This is a genomic window from Terasakiella brassicae (assembly GCF_014641495.1).
Lineage (GTDB): Bacteria > Pseudomonadota > Alphaproteobacteria > Rhodospirillales > Terasakiellaceae > Terasakiella > Terasakiella brassicae.
This window is the reverse complement of the sequence record NZ_BMHV01000002.1, coordinates 123,729-149,094: the sequence shown is the minus strand read 5'-3', so window position 1 is coordinate 149,094 and position 25,366 is coordinate 123,729. Positions and strand designations below refer to the sequence as shown.

Here is a 25,366-nt window from a genome sequence, read left to right as displayed (position 1 = left end):
GGAAACTGTTTGTCAGATGAAAAATAACCAGAAATTAATATATGATTATGAACGATAAAATTTCAGCTTGGGTCTTTGATTTGGATAATACCCTGTATCCGGCCTCTGCCAATGTCTTTGCGCAGGTAGATGTCAAAATGCGTGAATATGTGGCGCAGTTTCTGAAGATTGATCAAGACGAGGCCCACCGCATCCAAAAAAGTTATTTCCGCGAATATGGCACAACCCTGCGCGGTATGATGACACATCATGGCATGGATCCCAGTCCGTTTTTGAATTATGTTCATAATATTGATGTGGACATGGTTGCGCCTTCGCCAGCCTTGTCGGATGTTTTGGGCGAGTTATCCGGGAAGAAATATATTTTCACCAATGCCTCCACCGGACATGCCGAACGGATTTTGGCCCGTTTGGGGATTGCGCAGCATTTTGACGGTATCTTCGATATTGTGGATGCAGGCTATCAACCCAAACCGAACCCGGAAATTTATGACCTGTTTGTGGAAAAGTTTCAGGTTGATCCGCAGACATCCATTATGGTGGAAGATATTGCCCGTAATCTGGCACCGGCTGCCGCCCTTGGCATGCAATGTCTCTGGATCAAGACCGATACCAAATGGGGCAAAGACGGGGCGGGTGAACCCTACGTCCATTACGAAACGGATGATTTGGTTGCCTGGCTTCAAGGGGCGGTGTAAGTCAGGAAAAAGACTTGGGCCGCACCGTATTTGCGCACATCGTTTTGGTCAAACCCGGCGGGCGGTTGCCAGTTTTCTTTTTTGGAGGTTTCAACAACGCATAACGTGCCCGTTGTGATCCACCCTTTGACAACCAACGCATTCAGGGCGGTTTCATTAAGACCGGATTTATAGGGGGCATCCATAAAAACCAAGGTGCAAGGCTCAGGTGCAGCCTGTGGACTTGTCGCGTCCACACGCATGGCGTTGATTTCGTGACGGCTGCCCATATCCTTGGCATTGGTGCGCAAACATTTCATGGCGGCTTCGGCGTGATCCATGAAGGTGACATGGGCGGCCCCGCGCGAGAATGCTTCCAGTCCCAAGGCCCCGGTGCCGCAAAAAACATCAAGGACACGTCCGCCGCGCAAAGCCCGGCGGCCCCATGTTTGGTGTTCCAAAATATTAAAGATGGACTCGCGCGCCCGATCCGATGTCGGGCGGGTGTCCAATCCTTCCGGGGCGCTGAGTTTGCGACCTTTAAATTTACCGCCGACGATCCGCATTTGGTTTCTTTCCCTTGTTGGGGCCTTTGCTATGGCCTTTTGTCTTTTTGTCGTTCTGATCTTTTTGCGGATCCTTACGTGGGCCTTTAAAGGCAGGCTTCGGTTTGGCCTGTGCAAAACCTTCTTTCTTGTCACCGCCGGATTTGCCAATCCCCGGTACTTTGCCTGCAAACCATTCGCTGAGTGCTTTACGCGGGATTTCTTCCATTTCGCCGCGTGGCAGCTTGCCTAACTGGACGGGTCCGTAATCGGTGCGGATCAGGCGAGAGACATCAAGCCCTAATGATTCCATAATTTTACGGACTTCGCGATTTTTACCTTCGCGAATGGAAATATTGATCCAGGCGTTTGCCCCTTTTTGAATGTCCAGCATGGCCTCGACGGGGCCATATTGAACACCGTCAATGACCGGGCCTTCTTTCAGGGCGGCGAGTTCATTTTCATCAACCCGTCCATGAACGCGCACGCGATAGCGCCGGATCATGGCGTTATCGGGTTTTTCCAGATAACGCGCGAGTTCCCCATCGTTGGTCAATAACAGCAAGCCTTCGGTATTGAAGTCCAGCCGCCCGATGGAAATCACGCGTGGTGTTCCTTTGGGTAACTGTTCAAAAACGGTCGGGCGGCCTTCCGGGTCGTTGTGTGAGGTAATAATACCGCGTGCCTTGTGATAGCGCCACAGGCGCGGCGGTTGTTTATCGGGCAAGGCTTTGCCGTCCACTGTAATAATATTTGTGGCAACAACGTTTAAGGCCGGACTGTCAATTACCTGACCGTCCACACTGACGCGTCCATCAGCGATCATGCGTTCGGCTTCGCGGCGTGAACAAACGCCGGCGCGGGCCATAACTTTGGCGATACGTTCGCCTTTTAATGTGAGTTTGTCGTCGCTCATATGCGTGCTGCCTCGATAAATGCGTCGAAGATTTTTTTGTCACCTTCGTCGATATGGAATTCAGGATGCCATTGCACGCCCAGACAGAACCGTTTTTCCGGGGCTTCAATCCCTTCCAGAACGCTATCGGGGGCAAGGGCGTTGATAATAATGCCTTCGGGTTTGTCGGCAACGGCCTGATGATGGGCGCTGTTAACATGCATTTCGTCTTTGCCAACGATATCATGCAATAAGGTTCCGGCTTTAATGCGCACCGCATGTCCGGCTTCGTTGCGCGGATTGGGTTGTTCGTGGGCAAGACATTCGCTGTAGCTATCCGGGATATGCTGGATCAATTTGCCGCCCATGACCACATGCAGCAATTGTTGACCACCGCAAATACCCAAAATCGGCATGTCTCGCTTTAAGGCGCCTTCGGTCATGGCCCATTCAAACTGTGTACGCTTGCCTTTTGTGATCACGGTGTCGTGAATATCAGATGCCCCATACATGGACGGGTCGACATCAAAGGCACCACCGGTAATCAATAAACCGTCGATCAGGTCAAGATAGTGTTGTGCCAATTCCGGTTCGTGGGGTAGGGGCAGGGGTAGGCCGCCGCTTTGGGCCACCGCGCCACAGTAATTTTCACGCAATGCATACCAGTCGAACTTGGAATAAGCGCCTTCGCCACCCGCTTCGCTGTCCATAGTAATGCCGATTAGTGGTGTTTTCATAGCTTCTGTATAAACATGGTATTATAGTCCTGTCTATGGACTATATGGATTTAGCGATAATCGAGGCCGAAAAGGCCGCCTTGCGGGGGGAGGTCCCGATCGGTGCCGTTGTGGTTGATAGCCGAACCGGTGAGGTCTTGGCACGCGCAGGCAATCGAACCGAAGAAGATAACGATCCCACAGCCCATGCCGAACTCGTGGCCTTGCGTCTTGCCGCCCGTCATATAGGTTCGCCCCGTTTACCCTATTGTGATCTCTATGTCACGCTGGAACCTTGCACGATGTGTGCAACCGCTATTTCTTTTGCCCGCATCCGGCGGCTTTATTTCGGAGCCTATGATCCCAAAGGCGGCGGCGTGGATCATGGGGCACAATTTTATAATCAATCAACCTGTCATCATCGCCCCGATGTCTACGGCGGTTTGCGTGAAAATGAGTGTGGTTTGCTTCTCAGGTCGTTTTTTCAGGAAAAACGTGCATAATGCATGCCTGTTGGGTGGATTGAACAGTTGCCTAATTCCCGGCAATTTGTTATTTCGCCCGCAGACATTTTTTATCGGGAGGACGTTATGTCGGGCTATCGCACTACTTTGACCCATTTTCTTATTGAAGAACAGCGACGCCGACAGGGCGAAGGGGTGCTGACCCTTTTGCTGGCAGACGTTATGACGGCCTGTAAAACCATCTCTGATTTGGTGGATCACGGGGAACTGGCGGGCGCACTGGGGTCATTGGGGACGGAAAACGTACAGGGCGAAGTGCAGAAGAAACTGGATGTACAGTCCAACGAGCTTTTTAAATTCTGTAATACGATCGGTGGACATCTCGCGGGGATGGCTTCGGAAGAAGAAGATGATATCGTCACGGTTCCGGCGGAATATCGTGGTCGTTACCTGTTGTTATTCGATCCATTGGACGGGTCTTCCAATATTGATGTCAATGTTTCTGTCGGGTCTATTTTCTCGATCCTGCGTTGCCCGGACGGTATTGACCAGCCGACAGCGGAAGATTTCCTGCAACCGGGGACGCAGCAGGTTTGTGCCGGTTATACGGTCTATGGTCCGTCCACTATGTTGGTGTTGACCACAGGCGATGGCGTACACGGGTTCACAATGGATCGTAATGTGGGTGAATTTTTCCTGACCCACCCGGATATGAAAGTGCCGGAAGAAACCAAGGAATTTGCTATCAACATGTCCAATATGCGTCACTGGGAAGAACCTGTGCGCCGTTATATTGAAGAATGTCTGGCAGGTTCGACCGGTCCGCGTGAAAAAGATTTCAATATGCGCTGGGTGGCTTCTATGGTGGCGGACGTGCACCGCATTATCAGTCGCGGTGGTGTCTTTATGTATCCGATTGATGAAAAAATTCGCGATAAAGGCGGCAAATTGCGCCTGATGTACGAAGCCAACCCCATGTCATTTATTATCGAACAGGCCGGTGGAGCATCTTCAACGGGGCGTCAACGCATTTTGGAGGTTCAGCCGTCTGAATTGCATCAACGTGTTCCGGTTATTTTAGGGTCGAAAAAAGAAGTCGAACGCATTGTCGGCTACCATCAGGAAGCAGATGCAACATAAAAAACCTTATTATACATAAAGATAGGAAAGACTCGGCATTGTCCGGGTCTTTTTTTATAAACTATTGAAATTATAATAATTTCAATTATAATTCAATTGTTAAGGATCGACTTTATCTAAGGCAAAAAATGACCCAAAGCGATAGGGTGCCGAGTGGAGTTGCAAAAGATCTTTTGAGGGAATACGGATACCATGACGCAATATCTATTATTTCAATGCGTCTGAAATCAAATCCACAGAAAGTGGATATGGAATTTTGGCTGGATGTTCTGGAACAATTGGACATGTCCGGCGATGCTTATTCGTTGGAATCGGCGTATTCTCTTCATAAGCGTGCAACAAACGGACAGCCCAACCTACTGAAATACTAAAACCCTCTCTATATCGCAGCGCATGGTAAGAGATAAAATTGCACGTCTTGTGGTTTACTTTCATGGGGCTAGAAAATGCTGCATTGCGCAACGTATAAAAGTGCTCAAACAAACCGTCATTTTGCCGTATAGTTATACACGTAAAAATAAATAACGATGTGTATTCTTAATCTATAGGGAGGGCCGGATTATGGAATATCAGTCTCGTTCCCCGCGTGTTGTTGCGGCTCATTTTTTTGCACAATATGGATATGATTATTCCTTGCAGCAGGTCTCAGCCAATCTGGGATGCGGGCAGGATGAATTATTCTGGAAAAATGTTGTTGATATCTTGGGGGAACTGCGCGAGGACGACAGGCGCGGAAGGCATCCTTGTGCCGCCTTGCCACCTCGTACACAAAAGCCGGTTATGGCGAATAAACCGGCGCGTTCTGATCAGTAAGATACAAAAAAACACCCGCTTTTATGATTTGAGTCAAGCGGGTGTTTTTGAAAAAGGACGGAAACGAAAGATTAATCGTCACCCATTTTGAGGGCGGCGATGAAGGCGCTTTGCGGGATTTCCACTTTGCCGAATTGACGCATTTTCTTCTTACCGGCTTTTTGTTTTTCCAGCAGTTTTTTCTTACGTGTGATGTCCCCGCCGTAACATTTTGCTGTCACGTCTTTGCGCATGGCGGAAATGGTTTCACGCGCGATAACTTTACCACCGATGGCGCCTTGGATCGGAATTTTGAACAATTGACGCGGGATCAGGTCTTTCAAACGGGAACAGACCTGACGGGCGCGTGATTCCGACTGACCCCGGTGCGCGATAAAGGCCAAGGCATCAACCGGTTCGGCATTGACCAGAATGGACACTTTAACCAGATCGCTTTCGCGGTATTCATCCACTTCGTAATCAAAGCTGGCATATCCGCGCGAGCAGGATTTCAATCGGTCATAAAAATCAAAGACGATTTCGTTGAGCGGCAAGCGATAAACCGCCATTGCACGCGCCCCAACGTAGGTCAGTTCGATTTGTTCACCGCGTCGTTCGGTACAAAGCTGCAAAACAGGGCCGAGATATTCGTCCGGGACCATGATGGTGGCTTTAATCCACGGTTCTTCAATGAAGTCGATTTTGGTTACGTCCGGCATATCGGCAGGGTTGTGCAGTTCTTGCAGGTCACCGCTGTTCATATGCAGTTTATAAACCACGGACGGCGATGTTGTAATCAGATCAAGGTTATATTCACGTTCCAGACGTTCCTGAATAATTTCAAGGTGCAGAAGCCCCAGGAAACCACAACGGAAACCAAACCCCAGGGCGGCGGAACTTTCCGGTTCGAAATGGAAAGACGCATCGTTAAGGTGAAGCTTGCCAAGCGCATCGCGTAAATCTTCAAAATCGGCCGCATCAACCGGGAACAAACCACACCAGACCACAGGGGTGGAGGGTTTAAAGCCTGCGAGGGCCGTGGTTGCCGGTTTTTTGGTTTCTGTCACGGTATCCCCGACAGCGGCGTCCGCAACGGATTTGATGGCGGCGGTGAAATAACCGACTTCACCGGGGGCCAGTTCCGCCAGTTTTTCCATTTTCGGGCGGAAGCAACCGACCTGATCAATCTGGTGTTCGGTTTGGGTATTCATAAAGGTAACCTTCATGCCCCGTTTCATGGTGCCATCCACAATACGCACAAGGATCATAACGCCGAGATAGGGATCATACCAGCTATCAACAATAAGTGCTTTTAAAGGTGCATCCCGGTCACCTGTCGGGGCCGGAAGGGTGGTCACAATCGCTTCCAGAACCTCGTCACAGTTTAATCCGGTTTTGGCAGAAACCAGAACCGCACCGCTGGCATCAATGCCGATGACGTCTTCGATCTGTTGTTGAATGCGTTCCGGCTCGGACGCCGGCAGGTCTGCTTTATTGAGAACGGGGATAATCTCGTGATTGTTTTCAATCGCCTGATAGACGTTGGCCAAGGTTTGCGCTTCGACCCCTTGGGTGGAGTCAACCACCAGAAGGGATCCTTCGCAGGCCGCCAATGAACGGCTGACTTCATAAGCAAAATCCACGTGACCGGGGGTGTCCATCAGGTTGAGCTGATAGGTCTTGCCGTCTTTCGCGGTATAATCAAGACGAACCGTTTGCGATTTGATGGTAATGCCGCGTTCGCGTTCAATATCCATGCTATCGAGCACCTGTTCCTGCATTTCCCGATCGCTCAGGCCACCGCATAAATGGATGAGACGATCTGCCAGCGTGGATTTGCCGTGATCGATATGGGCAATGATGGAAAAGTTGCGAATATGAGACAGGTCGGTCATGGATGTATCGCTTCAAAAAATGATAAAAACTCGAGCTTGGTATAAGGCTTTGTTGGCTTTGACGCAACAAAATCACGCGCGTAAACCGCAATTGTCTGAATCGGCTTTGAAATCAATAAACTGGTTAGGTTTTGACGCGATAGGAAAGAGGGCTGCCATGATCTATTTGGGAGATGCCTGACCCGATACAGCTTTCTAGTGTTGCAATTATATTGCAAATGCCGCATCTTTCGTGACACAAAAAAAGCTAAATAAAGCAAATATAGTCTAGGGAGATGGAAGGTGACCGACGAAACAGCGGTAGAGTCGCAAACGACCATGCGCGAAAATAAGACATCCGGCATTCAGGTCGAAGATGTCATTCAAAAGATTGCCATTGATGCGGGCGATATTGTCATCGAGATTGCCGATGTTGCCGGTAATATTGAAGATATAACGGCACGAATTAATAAACAGACCGATAGTTTTAATCTTGTTCGCGAAGCCTCTGCGGCGATGGCGCAAGTGAAAAATGATATCGCAATGGCGACACAAACATCGCTGGAAGTGGCAGAACAGGCCAATACCGATGTGTCCCAATCGCGAGAAAAGGTCGAAGTCTCCCTTGGGAATATTCAGACGCTGGTGGATTTTGTGCGTCAGGTCGAAGGTCGTCTCATCGGATTGAACGGCGCCTTGGAAGAAGTGCGCGATGTGTCTGGTGTCATTCAGAAAATTGCCTCACAAACCAACTTGCTGGCCTTGAACGCGACAATTGAGGCTGCCCGGGCCGGTGATGCCGGTAAAGGGTTTGCCGTTGTTGCGGGGGAAGTGAAAAATCTGGCTGAACAAACCGCCAAGGCAACCGAACAGATCGATCAGACACTGGAAGAATTGGGATCTCAAGTCGAGCTGTTAATGAGTGAAAGCGTGAGCGGTGTGGAAAGTGCCGCACAGGCGCAGGCCGGGACAAAGGATATTGGCGATGCGATTAATCTAGTCGGAAGTGCGATTGCAAAAGTCGATGGGGAACTGGCCAATATCAATCATGCCGCTTCCGCCATTGATGCCCATGTGGATGGGGTGGTGACGCAGCTTGAAGAAATGAGCTTGCGGGCCGAGGAAAACCGCACGGACTTAAGTGGTTGTAACGAAAGGATCAGTAAGCTGCGTGATTTTGGCGCTGATTTGATCCAGTTAACCAACCAGTTGGGTGTGGAAACGGTGGATACCTTCTATATCAACCAGGTGGTGAGCGGGGCGCAAAAAGTTTCGCAGCTGCTTGAAGAGGCGGTGGAGCGCGGTGAATTGCGCATGGAGGCTTTGTTTGATCGGGAGTATCGCCAGATTGAAGGCACCAACCCACCGCAATATAGTATCCAAAGTCTGGACTTTCTGGATCAACATTTGCCCGATATTCAGGAGCCCATTCAGGCTTCGGATAACAAAATTGTGTTCGCGGCCTGTGTGGATGTAAATGGCTATTTGCCCGTCCATAATTTGAATTTCTCACAAGCCCAACGTCCCGGTGAAATCGACTGGAATACCGCCAATTGTCGCAACCGAATGATCTTCAACGACCGTGTCGGGCTGGCGGCAGGCAAAAATGAAAAACCGTTTCTTGTGCAAGCCTATCGCCGGGATATGGGCGGGGGGAATTATGTGATGATGAAAGATGTAACGGCACCGATTTTTGTTAAAGGCAAACATTGGGGCGGTATGCGCACAGGCTATAAATTATAAATGATTGAGTGCTTAGGGACTGACAAAGCCCCTAAGCCGTCATCCTCGACCCTGATCGGGGATCCATATTTATCGCATGAGTCATGTTTAACCATTTGATTTTAAATAGATCCCGTATCAAGTGTGAGATGACGTCTTTTGATTGGCGATTTATCCAAAAAACTTTGTCAGCAGCCTGACAATGAGGTGAAAGACCCTCCTTGTTTTTTTTATGTGATCCCTTTAAGAATGAAACAAAGATGCAATAACTGAGGGAATGCAGATGGTTGACGGGCCGATGCACACATATCGCGCGTACATTCAGAAAGGCGATATTCATCCCGATACGGCACAGGAACTGGCCGTGGAAAAACTGCAACTTCTTCATAACGCCTTGAAATCCTATCAACCCGATAGCGGAGAGAGCGGTTGGCGTGCCCGGTTTGGTCTGGGGCGCCGTAAAGAAGCCATTACACCGCCGCAAGGCTTGTATATGTATGGCGAAGTGGGCCGGGGCAAATCCATGTTGATGGATTTGTTTTATGATACGGCACCCGTCCGGCTGAAACGCCGTGTGCATTTCCATGAATTTATGCGCGAAGTCCATGACCGTTTGAAACAGATCCGCGAAGATAAACTGGATAAAAAAGACGATGCAATTGTCGTTCTCGCCGGGCAGTTGACCGATGAAGCCTGGCTGTTGTGTTTTGATGAATTGCAGGTTACCAATATCGCAGATGCGATGATTTTGGGGCGTTTGTTTCGAACCCTTTTTGAAAAAGGTGTTGTTGTGGTGGCTACCTCAAACCGTGTGCCGGACGATTTGTATAAAAACGGCCTGCAACGCGACCGCTTTTTACCTTCCATCGATATGTTGAAGCAAAAACTTGATGTCATGGAACTGGCAAGCCCAACGGATTATCGGTTGGGGCGTGAAAGCGGGGAACATACCTATTTCTATCCCCTGGATATGGATGCGCGCGACCAGTTGCATGCTCAGTTTGAAGAAATGACACAAGGGCAATCCAAGAACGATTATGTGATTGTGAAGTCACGTCAGGTTGATGTGCCGAAACGATATGAACGGATTGCGTTTTTTACCTTCAATGATCTGTGCGTCAAGCCTTATGGTGCAAATGTTTATTTGGAGCTTGCCAGCCTGTTTGATGTGATTTTTGTTGAGGCTATTCCCGTCCTCAGCCCTAAAAATCGCAATGAAGCCGAACGTTTTGTCCATTTAATCGATGCGCTTTACGAACATAAGGTAAAACTTGTGTGCTCTGCAGCAGCATTGCCCGATAAACTTTATCCCGAAGGCGATGGCGCCTTTGAATTTCAGCGCACCGTTTCGCGCCTGATGGAGATGCAGTCCGAGGATTATCTAAGCGCGGAACATTTGACGTAAAGGTGAGCCAAAGCCCAATAGAATCGGTTGTTTCAATGTGGGTCACGTAAAATGCATAACGACAGGATTCGCGCATGCGCAAATAGGGGGCAGCGCATGCGTGTTGTGCATGGTATCACCACCACCGGTTTATGCTGCACCACAGCATAAACGCGCGAAATATTATTAAACCCCAGAGGTTCTCTCGCTTTTCGAAAATTTCAGGCATGGTCTTACCATTGCCTTGCACTCTTGGTAAGACCACTCAGGCATAAAGTCTAGGGTTTCTGCGGGGTTAAGCAACGATCTTTTTGGAAACAATCCTTGCTCTAAGTCAAGAAACACGGTACTAACCTCGGACGGGTTTTTGGACTTTGATCTCGAATTCCATCGGGGTAAAGTTCAGCTTTATTTATTTAACCGGATCGAGGGAAAATTCTCCATGGCACGGAACAAGATTGCGTTAATCGGCGCTGGTAATATCGGCGGTACACTGGCTCACCTGGCAGGTCTGAAAGAATTGGGCGACGTTGTCCTTTTTGACATTGCAGACGGCATCCCCCAGGGGAAGGGTCTGGACATTGCTGAATCATCACCTGTTGATTGTTTCAACGCATCATTCTCAGGCACAACTGACTACAAAGACATCGAAGGTGCAGACGTTGTAATCGTAACGGCAGGCGTTCCGCGCAAGCCGGGCATGAGCCGCGACGACCTGATCGGCATCAACGCTTCTGTAATGAAGTCTGTTGGTGAAGGCATCAAACAATATGCACCGAATGCTTTCGTTATCTGCATCACCAACCCGCTCGACGCGATGGTTTGGGCACTGCGCGAAGTTTCCGGTTTGCCGCACAACAAAGTTGTCGGTATGGCCGGTGTTCTGGACTCTGCTCGCTTCCGCTACTTCCTGGCTGAAGAATTCAACGTTTCTGTTGAAGATGTGACAGCGTTCGTTCTGGGTGGCCACGGCGATACAATGGTCCCGCTGGAGCGTTATTCCGCTGTTGCCGGTATCCCGGTTCCCGATCTGATCGAAATGGGTTGGACCACACGTGAGAAAATGGACGAAATCGTTCAGCGCACACGTGATGGCGGTGCCGAAATCGTTGGCCTGCTGAAAACCGGTTCTGCATTCTACGCACCGGCTTCTTCTGCCATCCAAATGGCGGAAGCTTACCTGAAAGACCAGCGTCGCCTGCTGCCGTGTGCGGCTTGGGTTGACGGTGGCAAGTACGGTCAAGACGGTATTTATGTCGGTGTTCCGACAATCATTGGTGCCAACGGTATCGAAGAAGTTGTCGAGATTAAACTGAACGACGATGAACAAGCTATGTTCGACAATTCAATCAACGCTGTGAAAGGCCTGATTGAAGCGACAAAAGAGCAAATGGCAAAAGCTGACTAATCAGCATGCATTCGGGGCGACCCTTACAGTCGCCCCGTTCCTTTGTGGGGAAAAGTTTAAGAACTCCCATAAAAAAGAGAGTTTTCTCAAAATTGAGGCAAAGCAAAGATGAATATTCATGAATATCAAGCTAAGCAGCTTCTGAAACAGTATGGTGTCACTGTACTGAATGGCGGTGTGGCTTACACACCGGAAGAAGCGCGCGCAGAAGCGGAAAAACTGGGTGGTCCGGTTTTTGTCGTAAAATCTCAAATCCACGCCGGTGGCCGTGGTAAAGGTAAATTTAAAGAAGCAGACGCTGGCGAAGCCGGTGGCGTTCGTGTTGTCAAATCTGTTGACGAAGTCGAAGCAAACGCAAAACAAATGCTTGGCAACACACTGGTGACACACCAGTCCGGGGCAGAAGGCAAAGAAGTTAAGCGCGTTTACATCGAAGACGGTTGTGACATCGCTTCCGAACTTTATCTCGCGTTCTTGATCGACCGTGCGACCTCTCGTGTGACCATCATGGCCTCCACAGAAGGCGGTATGGATATCGAAGAAGTTGCAGCTTCCACACCGGAAAAAATTCTGACCGTTGCGATTGACCCGGCAACAGGCATCATGCCGTTCCACACCCGTAAGGTTGCTTTTGGTCTGGGCCTGAAAGGCGCACAAATCAAGTCTTGTGCCAAGTTCCTTGCCGGTATGTATAAAGCGTTCATCGAACTGGACGCGTCTATGGTTGAGATCAACCCGCTGGTTGTGACCGGTGCCGACGATCTGGTGGCGCTGGATGCGAAAATGAACTTCGATTCAAACGCTCTCTACCGTCAAAAAGCGGTTGAAGAAATGCGCGACGAAGACGAAGAAGATGCGATGGAACTGGAAGCTTCCAAGCATGACCTCAACTACATCAAACTTGATGGAACAATCGGTTGTATGGTGAACGGTGCCGGTCTTGCGATGGGTACAATGGACATCATTAAACTGTACGGCGGTGAGCCGGCAAACTTCCTTGATGTTGGTGGCGGGGCGACGAAAGAGCGCGTGACAGAAGCCTTTAAATTGATCCTGTCCGACCCGAACGTTGAAGGCATTCTTGTCAACATCTTCGGTGGTATCATGCGTTGTGACGTGATTGCAGACGGCGTTGTTGCGGCTGCACGCGAAGTTTCTTTGAACGTGCCGCTCGTTGTACGTCTTGAAGGGACAAACGTAGACCAAGGTAAGAAAATTCTTTCTGAATCCGGTCTGCCGATCATCACTGCTGATAACCTTGCTGACGCGGCAGAAAAAGTCGTGAAAGCTGTGAAGGAGGCTGCATAACATGGCCGTTCTGATTAATAAAGATACCAAAGTCATCTGTCAGGGTTTTACTGGCGCACAAGGTACTTTCCACTCTGAACAAGCGATTGCTTACGGGACACAAATGGTCGGTGGTGTTACACCGGGCAAAGGCGGTTCCACTCACCTTGATCTGCCGGTTTTCGACACGGTTGCCGATGCACGTGAAAAAACAGGTGCAAACGCATCTGTGATTTACGTTCCGCCGCCGTTCGCAGCCGATGCGATTTTGGAAGCGATCGATGCGGAAATCGAACTGGCTGTTTGTATCACCGAAGGTATTCCGGTGATGGATATGGTGAAGGTAAAACGTGCGTTGGCAAATTCCAAAACGCGTCTTGTCGGCCCGAACTGCCCGGGTGTCATCACACCGGGTGAATGTAAAATCGGTATTATGCCGGGTCACATTCACAAACGCGGTTCTGTTGGTATCGTTTCACGTTCCGGTACATTGACTTACGAAGCTGTTGCACAAACAACGGCAGCGGGCATGGGTCAGTCTACTTGTATCGGTATCGGTGGTGACCCGGTTAACGGCACAAACTTCATTGATTGTCTGGAAATGTTCCTGGGCGATGATGAAACAGAATCCATCGTTATGATCGGTGAAATTGGCGGTACGGCTGAGGAAGAAGCTTGTGAATTCCTCAAACAGTCCAAAATCAAGAAACCGGTTGTTGGCTTTATCGCCGGTGTTACTGCCCCTCCGGGTAAACGTATGGGCCATGCTGGCGCCATCATTTCCGGTGGTCAAGGTACGGCTGATGCCAAAATGGAAGCAATGAAGTCTGCCGGCGTTGCCGTTGCTGACTCACCGGCTTCTATCGGTAGCACAATGGTTAAACTGTTGAACGGTTAATCGTTGTTGGGGGCGGCTCTTGTCGCTCCAAATCCTAGTCTTGGGAGTTAGGGTGCGGGATCACCGTTAAGAAGTGAACCGCACCCCTCTAGGGAAGAAAAAATATGGTTGATACCCCCGAAACAATCCTGAATGGCCAAAATACTGTCTATCTGGCAGAACTTTACGCCCGTTATATGAGGGACCCGTCCTCTGTTGATCAGAGCTGGGTATCCTTTTTCTCCGGATTGCGCGCTGAAGGTCTGGAAGCACTGCAAGACCTGAGCGGTCCGAGTTGGAACAAACCGAGCCACGGCGTCGTTAATACGGGTGCAACATCCGTCACGGCACCGGTTGCATCTGCACAGCCACAGGCGGGTGCAGTTTATGCACAGGCTGATGAAGACGCGATCCGCGCCGCAACGATGGACTCCATCCGCGCGTTGATGCTGATCCGTTCTTACCGCGTACGCGGTCACCTTATCGCTCGATTTGACCCACTGGGGATCGAGGGTAACGACTATCACCCGGAACTGGATCCGAAATCATACGGTTTCACCGATGCAGATATGGACCGTCCGATCTTTATCGATTTTGTGCTGGGGCTGGAAACGGCTTCATTGCGCGAGATCGTGGAAAAAGTTCAATCCACATACTGCCGTCATATCGGTGTGGAATTTATGCACATTCAGGAACCGGAAGAAAAAGCCTGGATCCAGCGTCGCATCGAATCCACTGAAAACCAGTCTGCCTTTACCGTAAAAGGCAAACAGGCAATTTTGGAACGTTTGACCGAAGCCGAAGGCTTTGAACAGTTCCTTGATAAAAAATACACAGGGACAAAACGTTTCGGTCTGGAAGGTGGCGAAGCCCTTATTCCCGCGATGGAACAGATCCTCAAACGCGGGGCGCAACTGGGTTTGAAAGAAGTCGTTCTGGGGATGCCGCACCGGGGTCGTTTGAACGTTTTGACCAATGTGATGCACAAGCCGTTTCGCGCGCTGTTCTCGGAATTTCAGGGCAATTCATCCAACCCGGATGATGTCGAAGGTTCAGGGGATGTGAAATATCACCTCGGGACATCTGCGGACCGTGAATTTGATGGCAACACCGTTCACTTGTCTTTGACAGCAAACCCGTCTCACCTTGAACTGGTCAACCCGGTTGTCCACGGGAAGGTACGTGCCAAACAGGAACAACTCGGTGATACAGAACGCCGTCAGGTCATGCCGTTGTTGTTACACGGTGATGCGGCTTATTCCGGTCAGGGGATTGTGCCGGAAGGCCATGCCATGTCGGGTCTGCGCGGCTATAAAGTTGGCGGAACCATCCATATCATCGTCAACAACCAGATCGGTTTTACGACGGCCCCGCATTATTCGCGGTCCAGCCAATATCCGTCTGATGTTGCCAAGATGGTACAGGCCCCGATTTTCCACGTAAACGGGGACGACCCGGAAGCCGTGGTTCACGTGGCCCGTATTGCAACCGAATACCGTCAGGAATTTGGTAAAGACGTGGTCATCGATATGTTCTGCTATCGCCGTCACGGTCATAACGAGTCGGATGAACCGATGTTCACCAACCCGCATATGTATAAAGTGATCAAGGCGCAGAAAACCACGCGCGAACTGTATGCAGAGCGTCTGGTTGCTGAAAAAGTTCTGAGCGAACAACAGGTTCAAGATATCTACGACGATTTTAAAGGTCGTCTGGAAGAGGAATTTCAGGCGGGTACGGCCTATAAGCCGAACAAAGCCGATTGGTTCGAAGGTAAATGGCAAGGGTTTGCCAATGCCAAGGGCGAAGAGGAATTCCGTAATGAAGATACCTCTGTTTCTGAAGAATTGTTGAAAGAAGTCGGGAAAGCCATTTCCACGGCGCCCGATAACTTTAATGTGAATAAGAAGGTTGAACGCCAGCTGAAAGCCAAGTCCAAAATGATCGAGACCGGCGAAGGGATCGATTGGGCAACTGCTGAAGCCTTGGCGTTTGGCTCTCTCTTGGTGGAAGGGCACAAGGTGCGTCTGTCCGGTCAGGATTGCGGTCGTGGGACATTCTCCCAGCGTCATAGTGTGATCGTCGATCAGGAAAGCGAAGAACGTTACCGTCCGCTGAACAGTATTCGTGAAGAACAAGGCGATTATGAAGTTATCGACAGCCCGCTGATTGAATTGTCCGTTCTCGGCTTTGAATACGGTTATTCATTGGCAGAACCCAATGCCTTGGTCCTATGGGAAGCTCAGTTTGGTGATTTTGCCAACGGTGCCCAGATGATTATCGACCAGTTTATCTCAAGTGGTGAATCCAAATGGTTGCGTTTGTCCGGTTTGACCATGTTGTTGCCGCATGGCTATGAAGGTCAAGGTCCGGAACACTCATCCGCACGCCCGGAACGTTATTTGCAACTGTGTGCAGAAGACAACTGGCAAGTTCTGAACCTGTCTACACCGGCAAACTATTTCCATGCGCTACGTCGTCAGTTGTGCCGCAACTTCCGCAAGCCTTTGGTGATCTTTACGCCGAAGTCCTTGCTGCGTCACAAGCTGTGTCAAAGCACACTGTCCGAATTTATGACAGGGTCCGCCTTCCAGCGTGTTATTGGTGAAACCGATAAACTGGTGGCCAATGACAAGGTCAAACGGGTCGTTTTGTGTACAGGTAAAGTTTACTATGACCTGCTGCAAACGCGCCGTGACAAAGGGATTGGCGATGTTGCCATCGTTCGTGTCGAACAGCTTTATCCTTGGCCGAAAGAGTCCATTAAGGAAGAGTTGGCGAAATATCCCAATGCCGACATGGTCTGGTGTCAGGAAGAACCCGCAAACATGGGCTATTGGACGTTTGTCTTCCCGCGTTTGCTTTATATCTGTCAAGAATTGGGTATGAAGGGCGGCTTCCCGGGTTATTCCGGTCGCCGTGCATCTGCATCGCCTGCAACGGGCCTGAATAAGGTTCACGTTGCCGAACAACAGTTCCTGGTTGACGAAGCATTGGCTGGCAAGCTGGAAAGTTTGCCGACACCGTTTGCACGTGAAACCAAAATGGCTGCATCTAAACTATAAGAGTTGTGAGGAAACAAATGGCCACAGAAATTACTGTTCCTGCTTTGGGTGAATCCGTATCGGAAGGTACGGTTTCAAAGTGGCTCAAAAATATCGGCGACACTGTCGCTGTTGACGAACCGCTTGTTGAGCTGGAAACAGACAAAGTCACTGTCGAAGTACCATCGCCTGTTGCGGGTACTTTGGTTGAAATCGTTGCCGCAGAAGACTCCGACGTGGAAGTGGGTGCGGTCCTGTGTATGGTGGGTGAAGCGGGTGAAACCGTTGCGGCTGCTCCGGCTGCGGCTCCTGCGGCTCAGGAAGCTCCGGCAAAAGCGGCTTCTGCCGGTACGGGTGAAACGGTGGATATCGTTATCCCGGCAATGGGTGAATCGGTTACCGAAGGCACAATTTCCAGCTGGCTGAAAAAAGTCGGGGAAGAAGTTGCTGTTGATGAAGCCCTGTGTGAAGTCGAAACCGATAAAGTAACAGCCGAACTGCCCTCACCGGCAGCCGGTGTGCTGGTTGAAATTATCGCGGGTGAAGATACCGATGTTGAAGTCGGTACGGTTGTTGGTCGTATTGCTGTTGGTGCAACGGCTGGTGCGGCGGCACCGGCATCCAGTGCAGCCCCGGCGAAAAGCGCACCTGCGGCCTCGGCTCCGGCAGCTGCGGCAAATACATCCCTGCCTTTGGCACCTGCGGTTCGCAAGCTGGTTGAAGAAAACGGCCTTGATGCTGCGAAAATTCCGGCAACAGGGAAAGACGGTCGCTTGGTGAAGGGCGATGTTCTCGCCTATATCGAAAGCGGTCAGGCTGAAAAAGACAAAGCGGCGGCGGCGAAACCGGCTCCTGCTGCAGCTCCTGCGGCGGCTCCGGCCCCGGCGGCTGCACCGGCTGCGTCTTCGACACCGAACGGGGCGATGATCCCACCGCGCCCCGTAGGCCCGCGTGAAGAACGTGTCAAAATGACCCGTCTTCGCAAGGTGATTGCCTCTCGCTTGAAAGAAGCCCAAAACACAGCGGCGATCTTGACCACTTGGAACGAAGTGGACATGACCGGTGTCTTGGAAATGCGCAAGCAATATAAAGACGGTTTTGAGAAAAAACACGGTGTGAAGCTTGGCTTCATGGGTATCTTCACGAAAGCCTGTGTGACAGCTCTGCGTGAATGGCCTGCCGTGAATGCGGAAATCGATGGTGACGAAATCGTTTATAAAAACCATTACGATGTCGGGATTGCCGTTGGCTCTCCGACAGGTCTGGTGGTGCCGGTTGTGCGTGATTGTGATGAAAAATCACTGGCACAAATCGAAGGCGATATCGTGGACTATGGCAAACGCGCCCGTGCCGGTTCATTGACAATGGACGAAATGATGGGGGGTACCTTCACCATTTCTAACGGTGGTGTGTTTGGGTCCCTGTTGTCTGCACCGATCCTGAACCGTCCGCAATCTGCGATTTTGGGTATGCACAAAACGCAAATGCGCCCGATGGTAATGCCGGATGGTTCCATTCAGGCACGTCCGATGATGTATCTGGCTTTGTCTTATGACCACCGTATCATTGATGGTCGCGAGGCCGTCAGCTTCCTCGTTCGCGTCAAGGAATGTCTGGAAGATCCGCAGCGCATCCTGCTGGACGCCTAAGCGTTAAAAAAATGAAGCGGGGGTCGGCAGTGTGTCGGCTCCCGTTTTTTACTGTATTACAAGACAAAGGAATGAGATCGATATGAGCGATAATTTTGACGTTGTTGTCATCGGCGGTGGCCCCGGTGGATATGTCTGCGCCATTCGTGCTGCACAACTGGGTTTGAAAACAGCTATTGTGGAAAAACGCGGCAGTCTGGGCGGAACTTGTTTGAATGTGGGCTGTATTCCGGCCAAGGCCTTGCTGCAATCCACGCATCTTTATGAAATGGCCGCCCATGAAATGGCGGAACACGGCATTAACGTCACGCCGAAACTTGATCTGGATAAAATGATCGACCGTAAAGAAGCGGTTGTGAAACAATTGACGCAAGGCGTTGAGTTCCTGATGAAAAAGAACAAGGTCAAATACCTTGTGGGTGAAGGCAAAGTTACGGCGGCTGATGAAGTAACTGTTTCTTTGAATGCGGGCGGTGAAGACGTTTTGAAGACGGAAAACATCGTGATCGCAACCGGATCTGATGTGGCATCCTTGCCGTTTTTGGAAATTGACGAAAAAGTTATGATGTCATCAACCGGGGCAATGGAATTGCGCAAAGTCCCGAAAAAGCTTGCTGTTATCGGCGGTGGGGTGATCGGTCTCGAACTGGGTTCCGTCTGGAACCGTCTGGGCGCAGAGGTCACGGTTATTGAATTTATGGATCAAATCCTGCCCGGTATGGATGGTGAAGTCCGCAAACAAGCCCAACGTATCTTGAAAAAACAAGGTTTGAATTTCAAACTGGCGACCAAGGTCACGGCTGCGAAGAAAACCAAAACATCTGTTACCCTGACAATGGAACCGGCCAAAGGCGGAGATGCAGAAGAACTTAAGGTCGATGCCTGCCTTGTTTCCATCGGTCGTCGCCCTTATACCGATAACCTCGGTTTGGCGGAAGTCGGCGTTGAAATGGACGAGCGCGGCTTTGTCAAAGTAGATCACGATTTGCAAACCAATGTTGCCGGGATCTTTGCGGTTGGTGACGTTATCGGCGGTTTGATGCTGGCGCACAAAGCCGAAGAAGAAGGCGTTGCGGTTGCTGAAATGCTGGCAGGTCAATCCGGTCATGTAAACTATGATGTTATTCCGGGTATTGTTTACACGCACCCGGAAATCGCAAGCGTGGGCCGTACGGAAGAAGGTCTGAAAGCAGACGGGATCGAATATAAAGTTGGCAAGTTCCCCTTCCAGGCCAATGGTCGTGCGTTGGCCAATGGCGACAGTGAAGGCTTTGTCAAAATTCTGGCAGACAAGAAAACGGATCGTGTTCTGGGCGCCCATATCATTGGCCCGTCCGGCGGTGATCTGATTCAGGAAGTTGTACAGGCAATGGAATTTGGCGGGTCCAGCGAAGATATTGCACGGACATGCCACGGTCATCCGGGCTTACCCGAAGCGGTGAAAGAAGCGGCTTTGGCGTGTGATAAACGCGCTTTGCATGCCTAAGTCATCAGCTTAGAAATACAAGAAACGGCGTACTCTCTTTTGGAAGGTACGCCGTTTTTGTTTTTATGCCGTGACCTGTTGGCGCAGCATGTCAAATTCTTCAGCGAAAGACTGTTCCAGTTTTTTAATGTCGTCTTCGCTCAGGTCTTCCATCATCACGCAGGTCATCGTCAAGTGGGCGGAACCATCCGGCAGTGTTACAACACGGGATGGGAAAGGATGCAGTGTATCCTTGCTTGAACCGCCATACATATCAATCACACCGCTTTGTGCATCGGCTTTGATATGGAAATAACTTTCCCCCATCGGGCCGTGAATGCGATAAACATCGCCGTCTTTTTGAATGGAGTGACAATAATTGATGGCCCATTTGGGCAAATTTTCCGGTGTTGAGAGAAAGTTAAACAATTTTTCCGCACTGACATTCACAGTGAGAGACTTAGAGTTGACGTACATTTTGAACTCCTTCTGTACGAGTTGAACTGTTCTTATCTTACTGCCATACTCCTGACATCTAGCTGTCAGGAGACTTGTGCTAAAGTGTAAAAATGATGAAACGAACCGAACGTCTGATAAAAATCACCACCTTGTTACAAGGGCGCCGTGGGGCGGTGACGGCTGACTATATTGCGCAGGAATGTGAAGTCAGTGTGCGCACGATTTATCGCGATATTCAGGAATTGATGCGCAGCGGTGTGCCAATTTCAGGTGAGGCCGGTGTCGGCTATATTTTGGACGCAGGCTACCATTTACCGCCGCTGAGCTTTGATATTGAAGAGATCGAAAGTCTGGTTTTAGGGATGGCGATGGTTTGTAACTGGACAGATGATCGAATGGGGCGTTCGGCGCGCAGTGCCTTGGATAAAATCAAAAATGCCTTGCCTGCCCCCTCCCTTGAAAAGCTGCATGGAACGGCCCTGTTTTCCTTTCAAAGTGCCATTCATGTCCCGTGGACGGTTGATTTCTCTGCATTGCGGCTGGCGATTCGGGAGAAATATAAAATTGAAATTGACTATGTGGATGAAAGGAAACAGACATCGGTGCGCACTGTTCGCCCCTTGGCGATGATTTTCCTCGGCCCGATTTGGTTATTGTGCGGTTGGTGTGAGCTGCGCCGTGATTTTCGGAATTTCCGAATTGACCGCATCCAAGAATTGCAGATTTTGACAGATCGTTTTCGCGATGAACCGGGAAAAGGTTTGAATGATTATCGAAATGGCGTTCATTGTGATGAATTGGGCAAATAGAAAATTATCCCGCATGGACGCAATTGCGCCCGCTTTTCTTCGCATCGTATAGGAAGCGATCAGAAAGATTGATTAAATCATCCAGACTTTCGGTGGATTGCCACGTAATACCGACACTGATTTGTACGCTCAGTTCGTGGTATTCGTAGGTGAAGATCGTTTCTGCAATGACATCGCGCAGGGTTTCGAAGGTTTCGATAACATCTTCGGTATCCTCGCGATACATCAAGACACAGAATTCTTCGCCACCGAAGCGGGCGACGACCCCTTTGTTTTTGAAATAGTGATCAATTTTCTTGGCAACAGCCGTTAAGACAAAATCTCCGGCATCATGGCCGAAACTGTCATTGATTTGTTTGAAATGGTCCACATCAATCATGGCAGCAATCAAATAACCGTCACTTTTTTGGGCTTCTTTGAACATTTCCTGGCCACGGTCGTACAAATAACGTCGGTTGCGAACGCCCGTTAAATAATCGGTGATCAGTGAGTCTTTGAGGGCATTGATATATTCCAGCATTTCAATGTTCTGGGAAATGCGACAGAAAAATTCTTCGTTCAAGAAAGGTTTGGTAATGAAATCATTGGCACCGATCTTAATGAATTTTGCTGAAAGAGCATGGTTGCCGTAAGTTGAAACCCCAACGATCGATAATTCACGCTTTGAATAATGTGTACGGATTTTTTTGGTCAGTTCAAACCCATCAAGGTTCGGCATGTTATAATCTGTAATAACCATCATAATATCGGGGTTTGCATCAAGAACTTTCAGGGCTTCCAGACCATCAAAAGCCTCTAAAACCTGAAATTTATACCGATGAAGCAGTCCGCGCATCTGATATCGGGCTGTTTTGGAATCATCAACCAGCAAAACTTTAATAAATTGGTTGAGGTAGATGCGTTTCACCGTTGAAATGACATATTCAATGCTGGCAGGGCTGTCTTTGACGACATAATCGATAATGTTTTTTTGCATCAGGTCATCGCGAATTTCCTCGTTGAAATGACCGGAAAAAACAATAGACGGGATAGGCTGCGAGATGACGTATTCGACGATTTCCCCGTTGGGGGCATCGGGTAAGTTCAAATCAAGCAGGGCCAGGAAAAAGGTATTTCCGCGTTCTTTTAAAATGGTGGTGGCCTGTTTGAAGGTTTCAGCGCAAAACACATTGCAGTTGAGTTCTTTCTCCAACTGGCTTTTGAGAACGCTGCGATAAAATTTCGCATCTTCCACGAGGAGAATATCAATTTTTTTGTCGAAATCTGTCATAAAGTTATGGCCTGCGTCTATGCGGTGACAAAGCAGCCTTTACGGGCGGCTTGGCTTTCAAGAGTGCGTTTTGTATCATCAAGAAGATCTGCATATTTACCGGGTGAGGCAATACAGAGCATACCGCTGACATCGACGCTCAGATGCTGTTTTCCAAACCGAAAGTCACGGTTGATGATATGGCGGTGCAGAGTTTGCATTTCTTCAACAAAATTATTGGGTTGGTCGGTTGCGCATAAGAAGCAGAACTGGCTGCCGCTGTAGCGCACGACGAGTGGGGAGGTCCGGTTGAAATGACGTTCAAATTCCCGCGCCATCATAAACAGGATAGCATCACCGCCATCATTGCCGTGAGACTCGTTAAAGGCTTTGAAATCATCAAGTTCAAAAAAGGCGCAGGCGAGAGACAGGTTATTTGTTTCGGCCGTTTGACAGGTTCTCTCATATTCTTCTTCCAGAAAACGGCGGTTTTTTAGCTGGCTAACCAAATCGGTATGGACAAGTTCATCCAGTTTATGCACCTTTTCCAAAGCATCCATATTCAAGGTGATACGGCAGAAAAATTCTTCAGTGAGAAAGGGTTTGACGAGAAAATCACTCGCCCCGGCTTTTAAAAATTGTGCCGACAGGGTCTGGTTGCCATATGCCGATACCCCGATAATACAAACCTGATCACGGTTTTTTTGCGCCCGGATTAATTTACAAAGCTCGGTACCCTGCATATCCGGCATATTGTAGTCGCAGATGATGAGGCGAATATCGGGGTTTTCGTTGAAAACGTTAAGGGCTTCATGGCCTTTGCTGGCACAAAGCACTTTGAAATTAAAGCGTTTCAGCAAGGTTTCCATATGCTTGAGTGCGACACGCGAGTCATCGACAACCAAGGCGCAACAGGTGCTGTTTTTGAAATAACGATCGACCATATTAAGGACGTAGTTCAGGCTGGCAGGGCTGTCTTTAACGACATAGTCGATCACGCTGGGATGTTCCAGCATATCGCGCACGGCTTCGCTGAAATGACCGGAAAAAATAAGGGATGGCACACCCATGCCCGTTACGATATCGACAATTTCACCATCAGGGGCATCGGGCAAATTGAGGTCCAAAAGTCCCAAATCAAAATGTTTATTGCTGTTGGTCAGTTGTTCGACAGCTTCGCTATAAGTTTCGACAGCCGTCACATTGTAGCCGAACTTGGTTTCTATCTGTGATTTTATGATATTGCGAAAAAATTTCGCATCTTCTACCAATAGGATCTCGGCCATTTTTTATGTCTACTCAATTATTATTTGGTCTTCTTTCAAGGTAGCGAAACTTTACTTGCTTCGCAATTGATAACTCTGTGTTGGGTTATGGAAAGAAGAATGGGTCAGGACAGCTTGTCGAAAGGAATGGTTAAGTTGTCGCGCGCGCTATCCATGCGTTCGTGTGGGCCTTTGGGCCGGGTCGGCATATCTTGTTCATCGACTTTCTCAGGATACCAGTCTTTCATATAGGAACGCGCGTTGGCAACGTCTTCTTTTTGCAGGTCGTCGTCGTAATCGCGGGGATCATATTCCTGAAATGTCGGGTCATCATCCTGTGCGCCGTCTTCTTCTGCCATTTTTGCCAGACGGTCAAAGGTGGTGAGGGAGTGATATAAATCCGGGTCCATATCTTCACGGTGCGGGCGACAGGTCCAGAGCAGTAAGCCAGCAGGCAATCCCGCGAGCAACCAGCCGGGGAGTTGCAGGACCGTGGCAATAAAAAACTTTAAGAGGGCCGAATCATAATGATGTTTGAAGGCAATCCATTTGCCGGGGGCAAGGGTGAGCAACAAATCGTTTGCAGAGGTAAACAGACTATGACGGGCCAACGTGGCTTCGGCGGCGGCTAAAAGAAAAGCCAAGGCAAAAAAGCCCCAACCCAGTAAAAAACCGAGCTTTGCGGCCAAGTTGATTTGCTGTGAATGACGGGGCACGCCTTTATCCTTTAAAAACCATCGAGAAAACCAGACTGCTGACAAAGTCTCTAAACTGTCATCCCCGACCCTGATCGGGGATCCATGTTTATCGCATGAGCAATATTTAACTCATTGATTTTAAATGGATCCTGCACTTGATGCGGGATGACGGTTTTTGCTTGGCGAGTTATCCAAAGCACTTTGTCAATAACCTGAAAACTCTCTTACTTTCTTTCATACCATATTCGGTATGAATGTTTGAAAGATTTATTGAAGGCCCGCAGTGTGCGCGATGACGGTTTTTAAAGGTGTTTGTTGTTCTCTATCGCTTGAGATTAGCGCATGAGATATTTTTCGATGAAGGCGTCGATATCATTGGGGGTCATACCGCGTTTTTTCAGGTCCTTGCGAATGGAATTAATGTCCACGTTCGGATAGGTGTGGCAATCTTCGATCTGGTTGGTTTTGGCATCGATAATGCGGAAATCGTAGGCCATTTTTTCGCTGCGATAGACATCATATTTCAAAATCTGGTCAACAGAGTTGTCGGGCAGATACGTCAGGATTGTCGGTTGCAGGTCGTACAGGTCAGTCGGTTTGCAGTAATCGGCAGAACAGATGATGACTTCATCGCCTTTTTGACAGGTGCGCGCTGCCGCGCCATTGAGAATACAGCATTTGGATCCCGGTTCCCCATAGATGACATAGGTGGAAATGCGTGCACCGCTCTGTTTATTCCAGATATCGACGAATTCCATCGGGTAAATACCAGCCAGTTCGCACTGTTCCGGGTCCAGCGTAATGGAACCGTGGTAGTTCAGGTCAGCCCCGGTGACGCGAATGCCATGTAACTTGGCGCGTACAACTTTCATCATAGTCGTCAGCCTTAAACATTTAAAAAAAGGTACAGGCTTTATAACGATTTTAAGCCTGCGAGCCAGCATTTT

The 25,366-nt window shown here is 49.4% G+C and carries 23 protein-coding genes; 14 read left to right on the top strand and 9 right to left on the bottom strand.

Features of this window, described 5'->3' with window-relative positions; genetic code table 11:
* Positions 1-47 precede the first annotated feature (47 nt).
* Complete coding sequence (locus IEW74_RS01895) at positions 48-698, top strand: pyrimidine 5'-nucleotidase (protein WP_229734206.1); 651 nt, start codon at positions 48-50, stop codon at positions 696-698.
* On the opposite strand, the gene rsmD is transcribed toward IEW74_RS01895, so the two are convergent.
* Genes rsmD through IEW74_RS01880 form a run of 3 tightly spaced genes read right to left on the bottom strand, consistent with a single transcriptional unit; the run spans position 683 to position 2,854 of the window.
* Entirely contained in the window at positions 683-1,243 is a 561-nt protein-coding gene (gene rsmD, locus IEW74_RS01890) for a 16S rRNA (guanine(966)-N(2))-methyltransferase RsmD (protein ID WP_188660657.1), read from the bottom strand. The genes IEW74_RS01895 and rsmD overlap by 16 nt on opposite strands.
* On the bottom strand, positions 1,224-2,138 hold the full coding sequence (locus IEW74_RS01885) for a pseudouridine synthase (protein ID WP_188660655.1): 915 nt from the start codon (positions 2,136-2,138) through the stop codon (positions 1,224-1,226). The genes rsmD and IEW74_RS01885 overlap by 20 nt, the downstream gene beginning before the upstream one ends.
* Positions 2,135-2,854 carry a gamma-glutamyl-gamma-aminobutyrate hydrolase family protein gene (locus IEW74_RS01880; RefSeq protein ID WP_188660652.1) on the bottom strand — a complete coding sequence of 240 codons (720 nt, stop codon included), beginning with the start codon at positions 2,852-2,854 and terminating at the stop codon, positions 2,135-2,137. The genes IEW74_RS01885 and IEW74_RS01880 overlap by 4 nt, the downstream gene beginning before the upstream one ends.
* Before the next feature lie 44 nt (positions 2,855-2,898).
* Between IEW74_RS01880 and IEW74_RS01875 the strand changes: the two genes are divergently transcribed.
* The 4 genes from IEW74_RS01875 to IEW74_RS01865 all read left to right on the top strand — a co-directional run bounded on the left by IEW74_RS01875 (position 2,899) and on the right by IEW74_RS01865 (position 5,250).
* Positions 2,899-3,336 carry a nucleoside deaminase gene (locus IEW74_RS01875; RefSeq protein ID WP_188660649.1) on the top strand — a complete coding sequence of 146 codons (438 nt, stop codon included), beginning with the start codon at positions 2,899-2,901 and terminating at the stop codon, positions 3,334-3,336.
* Between the two features lie 87 nt (positions 3,337-3,423).
* A complete protein-coding gene (locus tag IEW74_RS01870) occupies positions 3,424-4,437 on the top strand; it encodes a class 1 fructose-bisphosphatase (RefSeq protein WP_188660646.1) in 1,014 nt (337 codons plus the stop codon).
* A 248-nt stretch (positions 4,438-4,685) separates the two neighbouring features.
* Complete coding sequence (locus IEW74_RS17485) at positions 4,686-4,808, top strand: hypothetical protein (protein ID WP_268233795.1); 123 nt, start codon at positions 4,686-4,688, stop codon at positions 4,806-4,808.
* Positions 4,809-4,998: 190 nt separating this feature from the next.
* The gene (locus IEW74_RS01865; RefSeq protein WP_188660643.1) at positions 4,999-5,250 is read left to right on the top strand and encodes a hypothetical protein; all 252 of its coding nucleotides are present in this window, start codon (positions 4,999-5,001) and stop codon (positions 5,248-5,250) included.
* A 71-nt stretch (positions 5,251-5,321) separates the two neighbouring features.
* Here IEW74_RS01865 and lepA read toward each other — a convergent pair whose 3' ends face one another.
* Positions 5,322-7,124, bottom strand: coding sequence for a translation elongation factor 4 (gene lepA / locus IEW74_RS01860; RefSeq protein WP_188660638.1), 1,803 nt, complete (start codon positions 7,122-7,124; stop codon positions 5,322-5,324).
* A 282-nt stretch (positions 7,125-7,406) separates the two neighbouring features.
* Here lepA and IEW74_RS01855 point away from each other — a divergent pair, with 282 nt between their 5' ends.
* The 8 genes from IEW74_RS01855 (at position 7,407) to lpdA (ending at position 19,960) form a co-directional block, all read left to right on the top strand.
* Positions 7,407-8,846, top strand: coding sequence for a methyl-accepting chemotaxis protein (locus tag IEW74_RS01855; protein WP_188660635.1), 1,440 nt, complete (start codon positions 7,407-7,409; stop codon positions 8,844-8,846).
* Positions 8,847-9,108: 262 nt separating this feature from the next.
* Entirely contained in the window at positions 9,109-10,230 is a 1,122-nt protein-coding gene (zapE, locus tag IEW74_RS01850) for a cell division protein ZapE (protein ID WP_188660632.1), read from the top strand.
* Positions 10,231-10,651: 421 nt separating this feature from the next.
* Positions 10,652-11,617 carry a malate dehydrogenase gene (gene mdh / locus IEW74_RS01845; protein ID WP_188660630.1) on the top strand — a complete coding sequence of 322 codons (966 nt, stop codon included), beginning with the start codon at positions 10,652-10,654 and terminating at the stop codon, positions 11,615-11,617.
* 108 nt (positions 11,618-11,725) lie between these two features.
* Complete coding sequence (gene sucC, locus IEW74_RS01840; RefSeq protein ID WP_188660627.1) at positions 11,726-12,925, top strand: ADP-forming succinate--CoA ligase subunit beta; 1,200 nt, start codon at positions 11,726-11,728, stop codon at positions 12,923-12,925.
* Position 12,926: 1 nt separating this feature from the next.
* Entirely contained in the window at positions 12,927-13,802 is an 876-nt protein-coding gene (gene sucD, locus IEW74_RS01835; RefSeq protein WP_188660624.1) for a succinate--CoA ligase subunit alpha, read from the top strand.
* A 104-nt stretch (positions 13,803-13,906) separates the two neighbouring features.
* The gene (locus IEW74_RS01830; protein ID WP_188660621.1) at positions 13,907-16,846 is read left to right on the top strand and encodes a 2-oxoglutarate dehydrogenase E1 component; all 2,940 of its coding nucleotides are present in this window, start codon (positions 13,907-13,909) and stop codon (positions 16,844-16,846) included.
* A gap of 17 nt (positions 16,847-16,863) precedes the next feature.
* The gene (odhB, locus tag IEW74_RS01825; RefSeq protein ID WP_188660618.1) at positions 16,864-18,474 is read left to right on the top strand and encodes a 2-oxoglutarate dehydrogenase complex dihydrolipoyllysine-residue succinyltransferase; all 1,611 of its coding nucleotides are present in this window, start codon (positions 16,864-16,866) and stop codon (positions 18,472-18,474) included.
* An 82-nt stretch (positions 18,475-18,556) separates the two neighbouring features.
* A complete protein-coding gene (gene lpdA / locus IEW74_RS01820) occupies positions 18,557-19,960 on the top strand; it encodes a dihydrolipoyl dehydrogenase (RefSeq protein ID WP_188660616.1) in 1,404 nt (467 codons plus the stop codon).
* 63 nt (positions 19,961-20,023) lie between these two features.
* Here the strand turns inward: lpdA and IEW74_RS01815 are convergent, their stop codons facing one another.
* Positions 20,024-20,416, bottom strand: a complete 393-nt coding sequence (locus tag IEW74_RS01815; RefSeq protein ID WP_188660613.1) for an SRPBCC family protein — start codon at positions 20,414-20,416, stop codon at positions 20,024-20,026.
* Positions 20,417-20,508: 92 nt separating this feature from the next.
* Here IEW74_RS01815 and IEW74_RS01810 point away from each other — a divergent pair, with 92 nt between their 5' ends.
* Complete coding sequence (locus tag IEW74_RS01810) at positions 20,509-21,207, top strand: helix-turn-helix transcriptional regulator (RefSeq protein ID WP_229734205.1); 699 nt, start codon at positions 20,509-20,511, stop codon at positions 21,205-21,207.
* A 4-nt stretch (positions 21,208-21,211) separates the two neighbouring features.
* Here the strand turns inward: IEW74_RS01810 and IEW74_RS01805 are convergent, their stop codons facing one another.
* The 4 genes from IEW74_RS01805 to IEW74_RS01790 all read right to left on the bottom strand — a co-directional run bounded on the left by IEW74_RS01805 (position 21,212) and on the right by IEW74_RS01790 (position 25,294).
* Positions 21,212-22,477 carry a diguanylate cyclase gene (locus IEW74_RS01805; protein ID WP_188660611.1) on the bottom strand — a complete coding sequence of 422 codons (1,266 nt, stop codon included), beginning with the start codon at positions 22,475-22,477 and terminating at the stop codon, positions 21,212-21,214.
* A 17-nt stretch (positions 22,478-22,494) separates the two neighbouring features.
* A complete protein-coding gene (locus tag IEW74_RS01800) occupies positions 22,495-23,742 on the bottom strand; it encodes a GGDEF domain-containing response regulator (protein ID WP_188660608.1) in 1,248 nt (415 codons plus the stop codon).
* A 104-nt stretch (positions 23,743-23,846) separates the two neighbouring features.
* Positions 23,847-24,437: a hypothetical protein gene (locus IEW74_RS01795; RefSeq protein ID WP_188660606.1), complete on the bottom strand. Its 591-nt coding sequence runs from the start codon at positions 24,435-24,437 to the stop codon at positions 23,847-23,849.
* 317 nt (positions 24,438-24,754) lie between these two features.
* Complete coding sequence (locus IEW74_RS01790; protein ID WP_188660602.1) at positions 24,755-25,294, bottom strand: aspartate 1-decarboxylase; 540 nt, start codon at positions 25,292-25,294, stop codon at positions 24,755-24,757.
* Between the last annotated feature and the right edge of the window lie 72 nt (positions 25,295-25,366).

Excerpts from the sequence above, each read along its gene's own strand:
- IEW74_RS01895 (WP_229734206.1), top strand. The coding sequence starts at position 48 with ATGAACGATAAAATTTCAGCTTGGGTCTTTGATTTGGATAATACCCTG.
- rsmD (WP_188660657.1), bottom strand. The coding sequence starts at position 1,243 with ATGCGGATCGTCGGCGGTAAATTTAAAGGTCGCAAACTCAGCGCCCCG.
- IEW74_RS01885 (WP_188660655.1), bottom strand. The coding sequence starts at position 2,138 with ATGAGCGACGACAAACTCACATTAAAAGGCGAACGTATCGCCAAAGTT.
- IEW74_RS01880 (WP_188660652.1), bottom strand. The coding sequence starts at position 2,854 with ATGAAAACACCACTAATCGGCATTACTATGGACAGCGAAGCGGGTGGC.
- IEW74_RS01875 (WP_188660649.1), top strand. The coding sequence starts at position 2,899 with ATGGATTTAGCGATAATCGAGGCCGAAAAGGCCGCCTTGCGGGGGGAG.
- IEW74_RS01870 (WP_188660646.1), top strand. The coding sequence starts at position 3,424 with ATGTCGGGCTATCGCACTACTTTGACCCATTTTCTTATTGAAGAACAG.
- IEW74_RS17485 (WP_268233795.1), top strand. The coding sequence starts at position 4,686 with ATGGAATTTTGGCTGGATGTTCTGGAACAATTGGACATGTCCGGCGAT.
- IEW74_RS01865 (WP_188660643.1), top strand. The coding sequence starts at position 4,999 with ATGGAATATCAGTCTCGTTCCCCGCGTGTTGTTGCGGCTCATTTTTTT.
- lepA (WP_188660638.1), bottom strand. The coding sequence starts at position 7,124 with ATGACCGACCTGTCTCATATTCGCAACTTTTCCATCATTGCCCATATC.
- zapE (WP_188660632.1), top strand. The coding sequence starts at position 9,109 with ATGGTTGACGGGCCGATGCACACATATCGCGCGTACATTCAGAAAGGC.
- mdh (WP_188660630.1), top strand. The coding sequence starts at position 10,652 with ATGGCACGGAACAAGATTGCGTTAATCGGCGCTGGTAATATCGGCGGT.
- sucC (WP_188660627.1), top strand. The coding sequence starts at position 11,726 with ATGAATATTCATGAATATCAAGCTAAGCAGCTTCTGAAACAGTATGGT.
- sucD (WP_188660624.1), top strand. The coding sequence starts at position 12,927 with ATGGCCGTTCTGATTAATAAAGATACCAAAGTCATCTGTCAGGGTTTT.
- IEW74_RS01830 (WP_188660621.1), top strand. The coding sequence starts at position 13,907 with ATGGTTGATACCCCCGAAACAATCCTGAATGGCCAAAATACTGTCTAT.
- odhB (WP_188660618.1), top strand. The coding sequence starts at position 16,864 with ATGGCCACAGAAATTACTGTTCCTGCTTTGGGTGAATCCGTATCGGAA.
- lpdA (WP_188660616.1), top strand. The coding sequence starts at position 18,557 with ATGAGCGATAATTTTGACGTTGTTGTCATCGGCGGTGGCCCCGGTGGA.
- IEW74_RS01815 (WP_188660613.1), bottom strand. The coding sequence starts at position 20,416 with ATGTACGTCAACTCTAAGTCTCTCACTGTGAATGTCAGTGCGGAAAAA.
- IEW74_RS01810 (WP_229734205.1), top strand. The coding sequence starts at position 20,509 with ATGATGAAACGAACCGAACGTCTGATAAAAATCACCACCTTGTTACAA.
- IEW74_RS01805 (WP_188660611.1), bottom strand. The coding sequence starts at position 22,477 with ATGACAGATTTCGACAAAAAAATTGATATTCTCCTCGTGGAAGATGCG.
- IEW74_RS01800 (WP_188660608.1), bottom strand. The coding sequence starts at position 23,742 with ATGGCCGAGATCCTATTGGTAGAAGATGCGAAATTTTTTCGCAATATC.
- IEW74_RS01790 (WP_188660602.1), bottom strand. The coding sequence starts at position 25,294 with ATGATGAAAGTTGTACGCGCCAAGTTACATGGCATTCGCGTCACCGGG.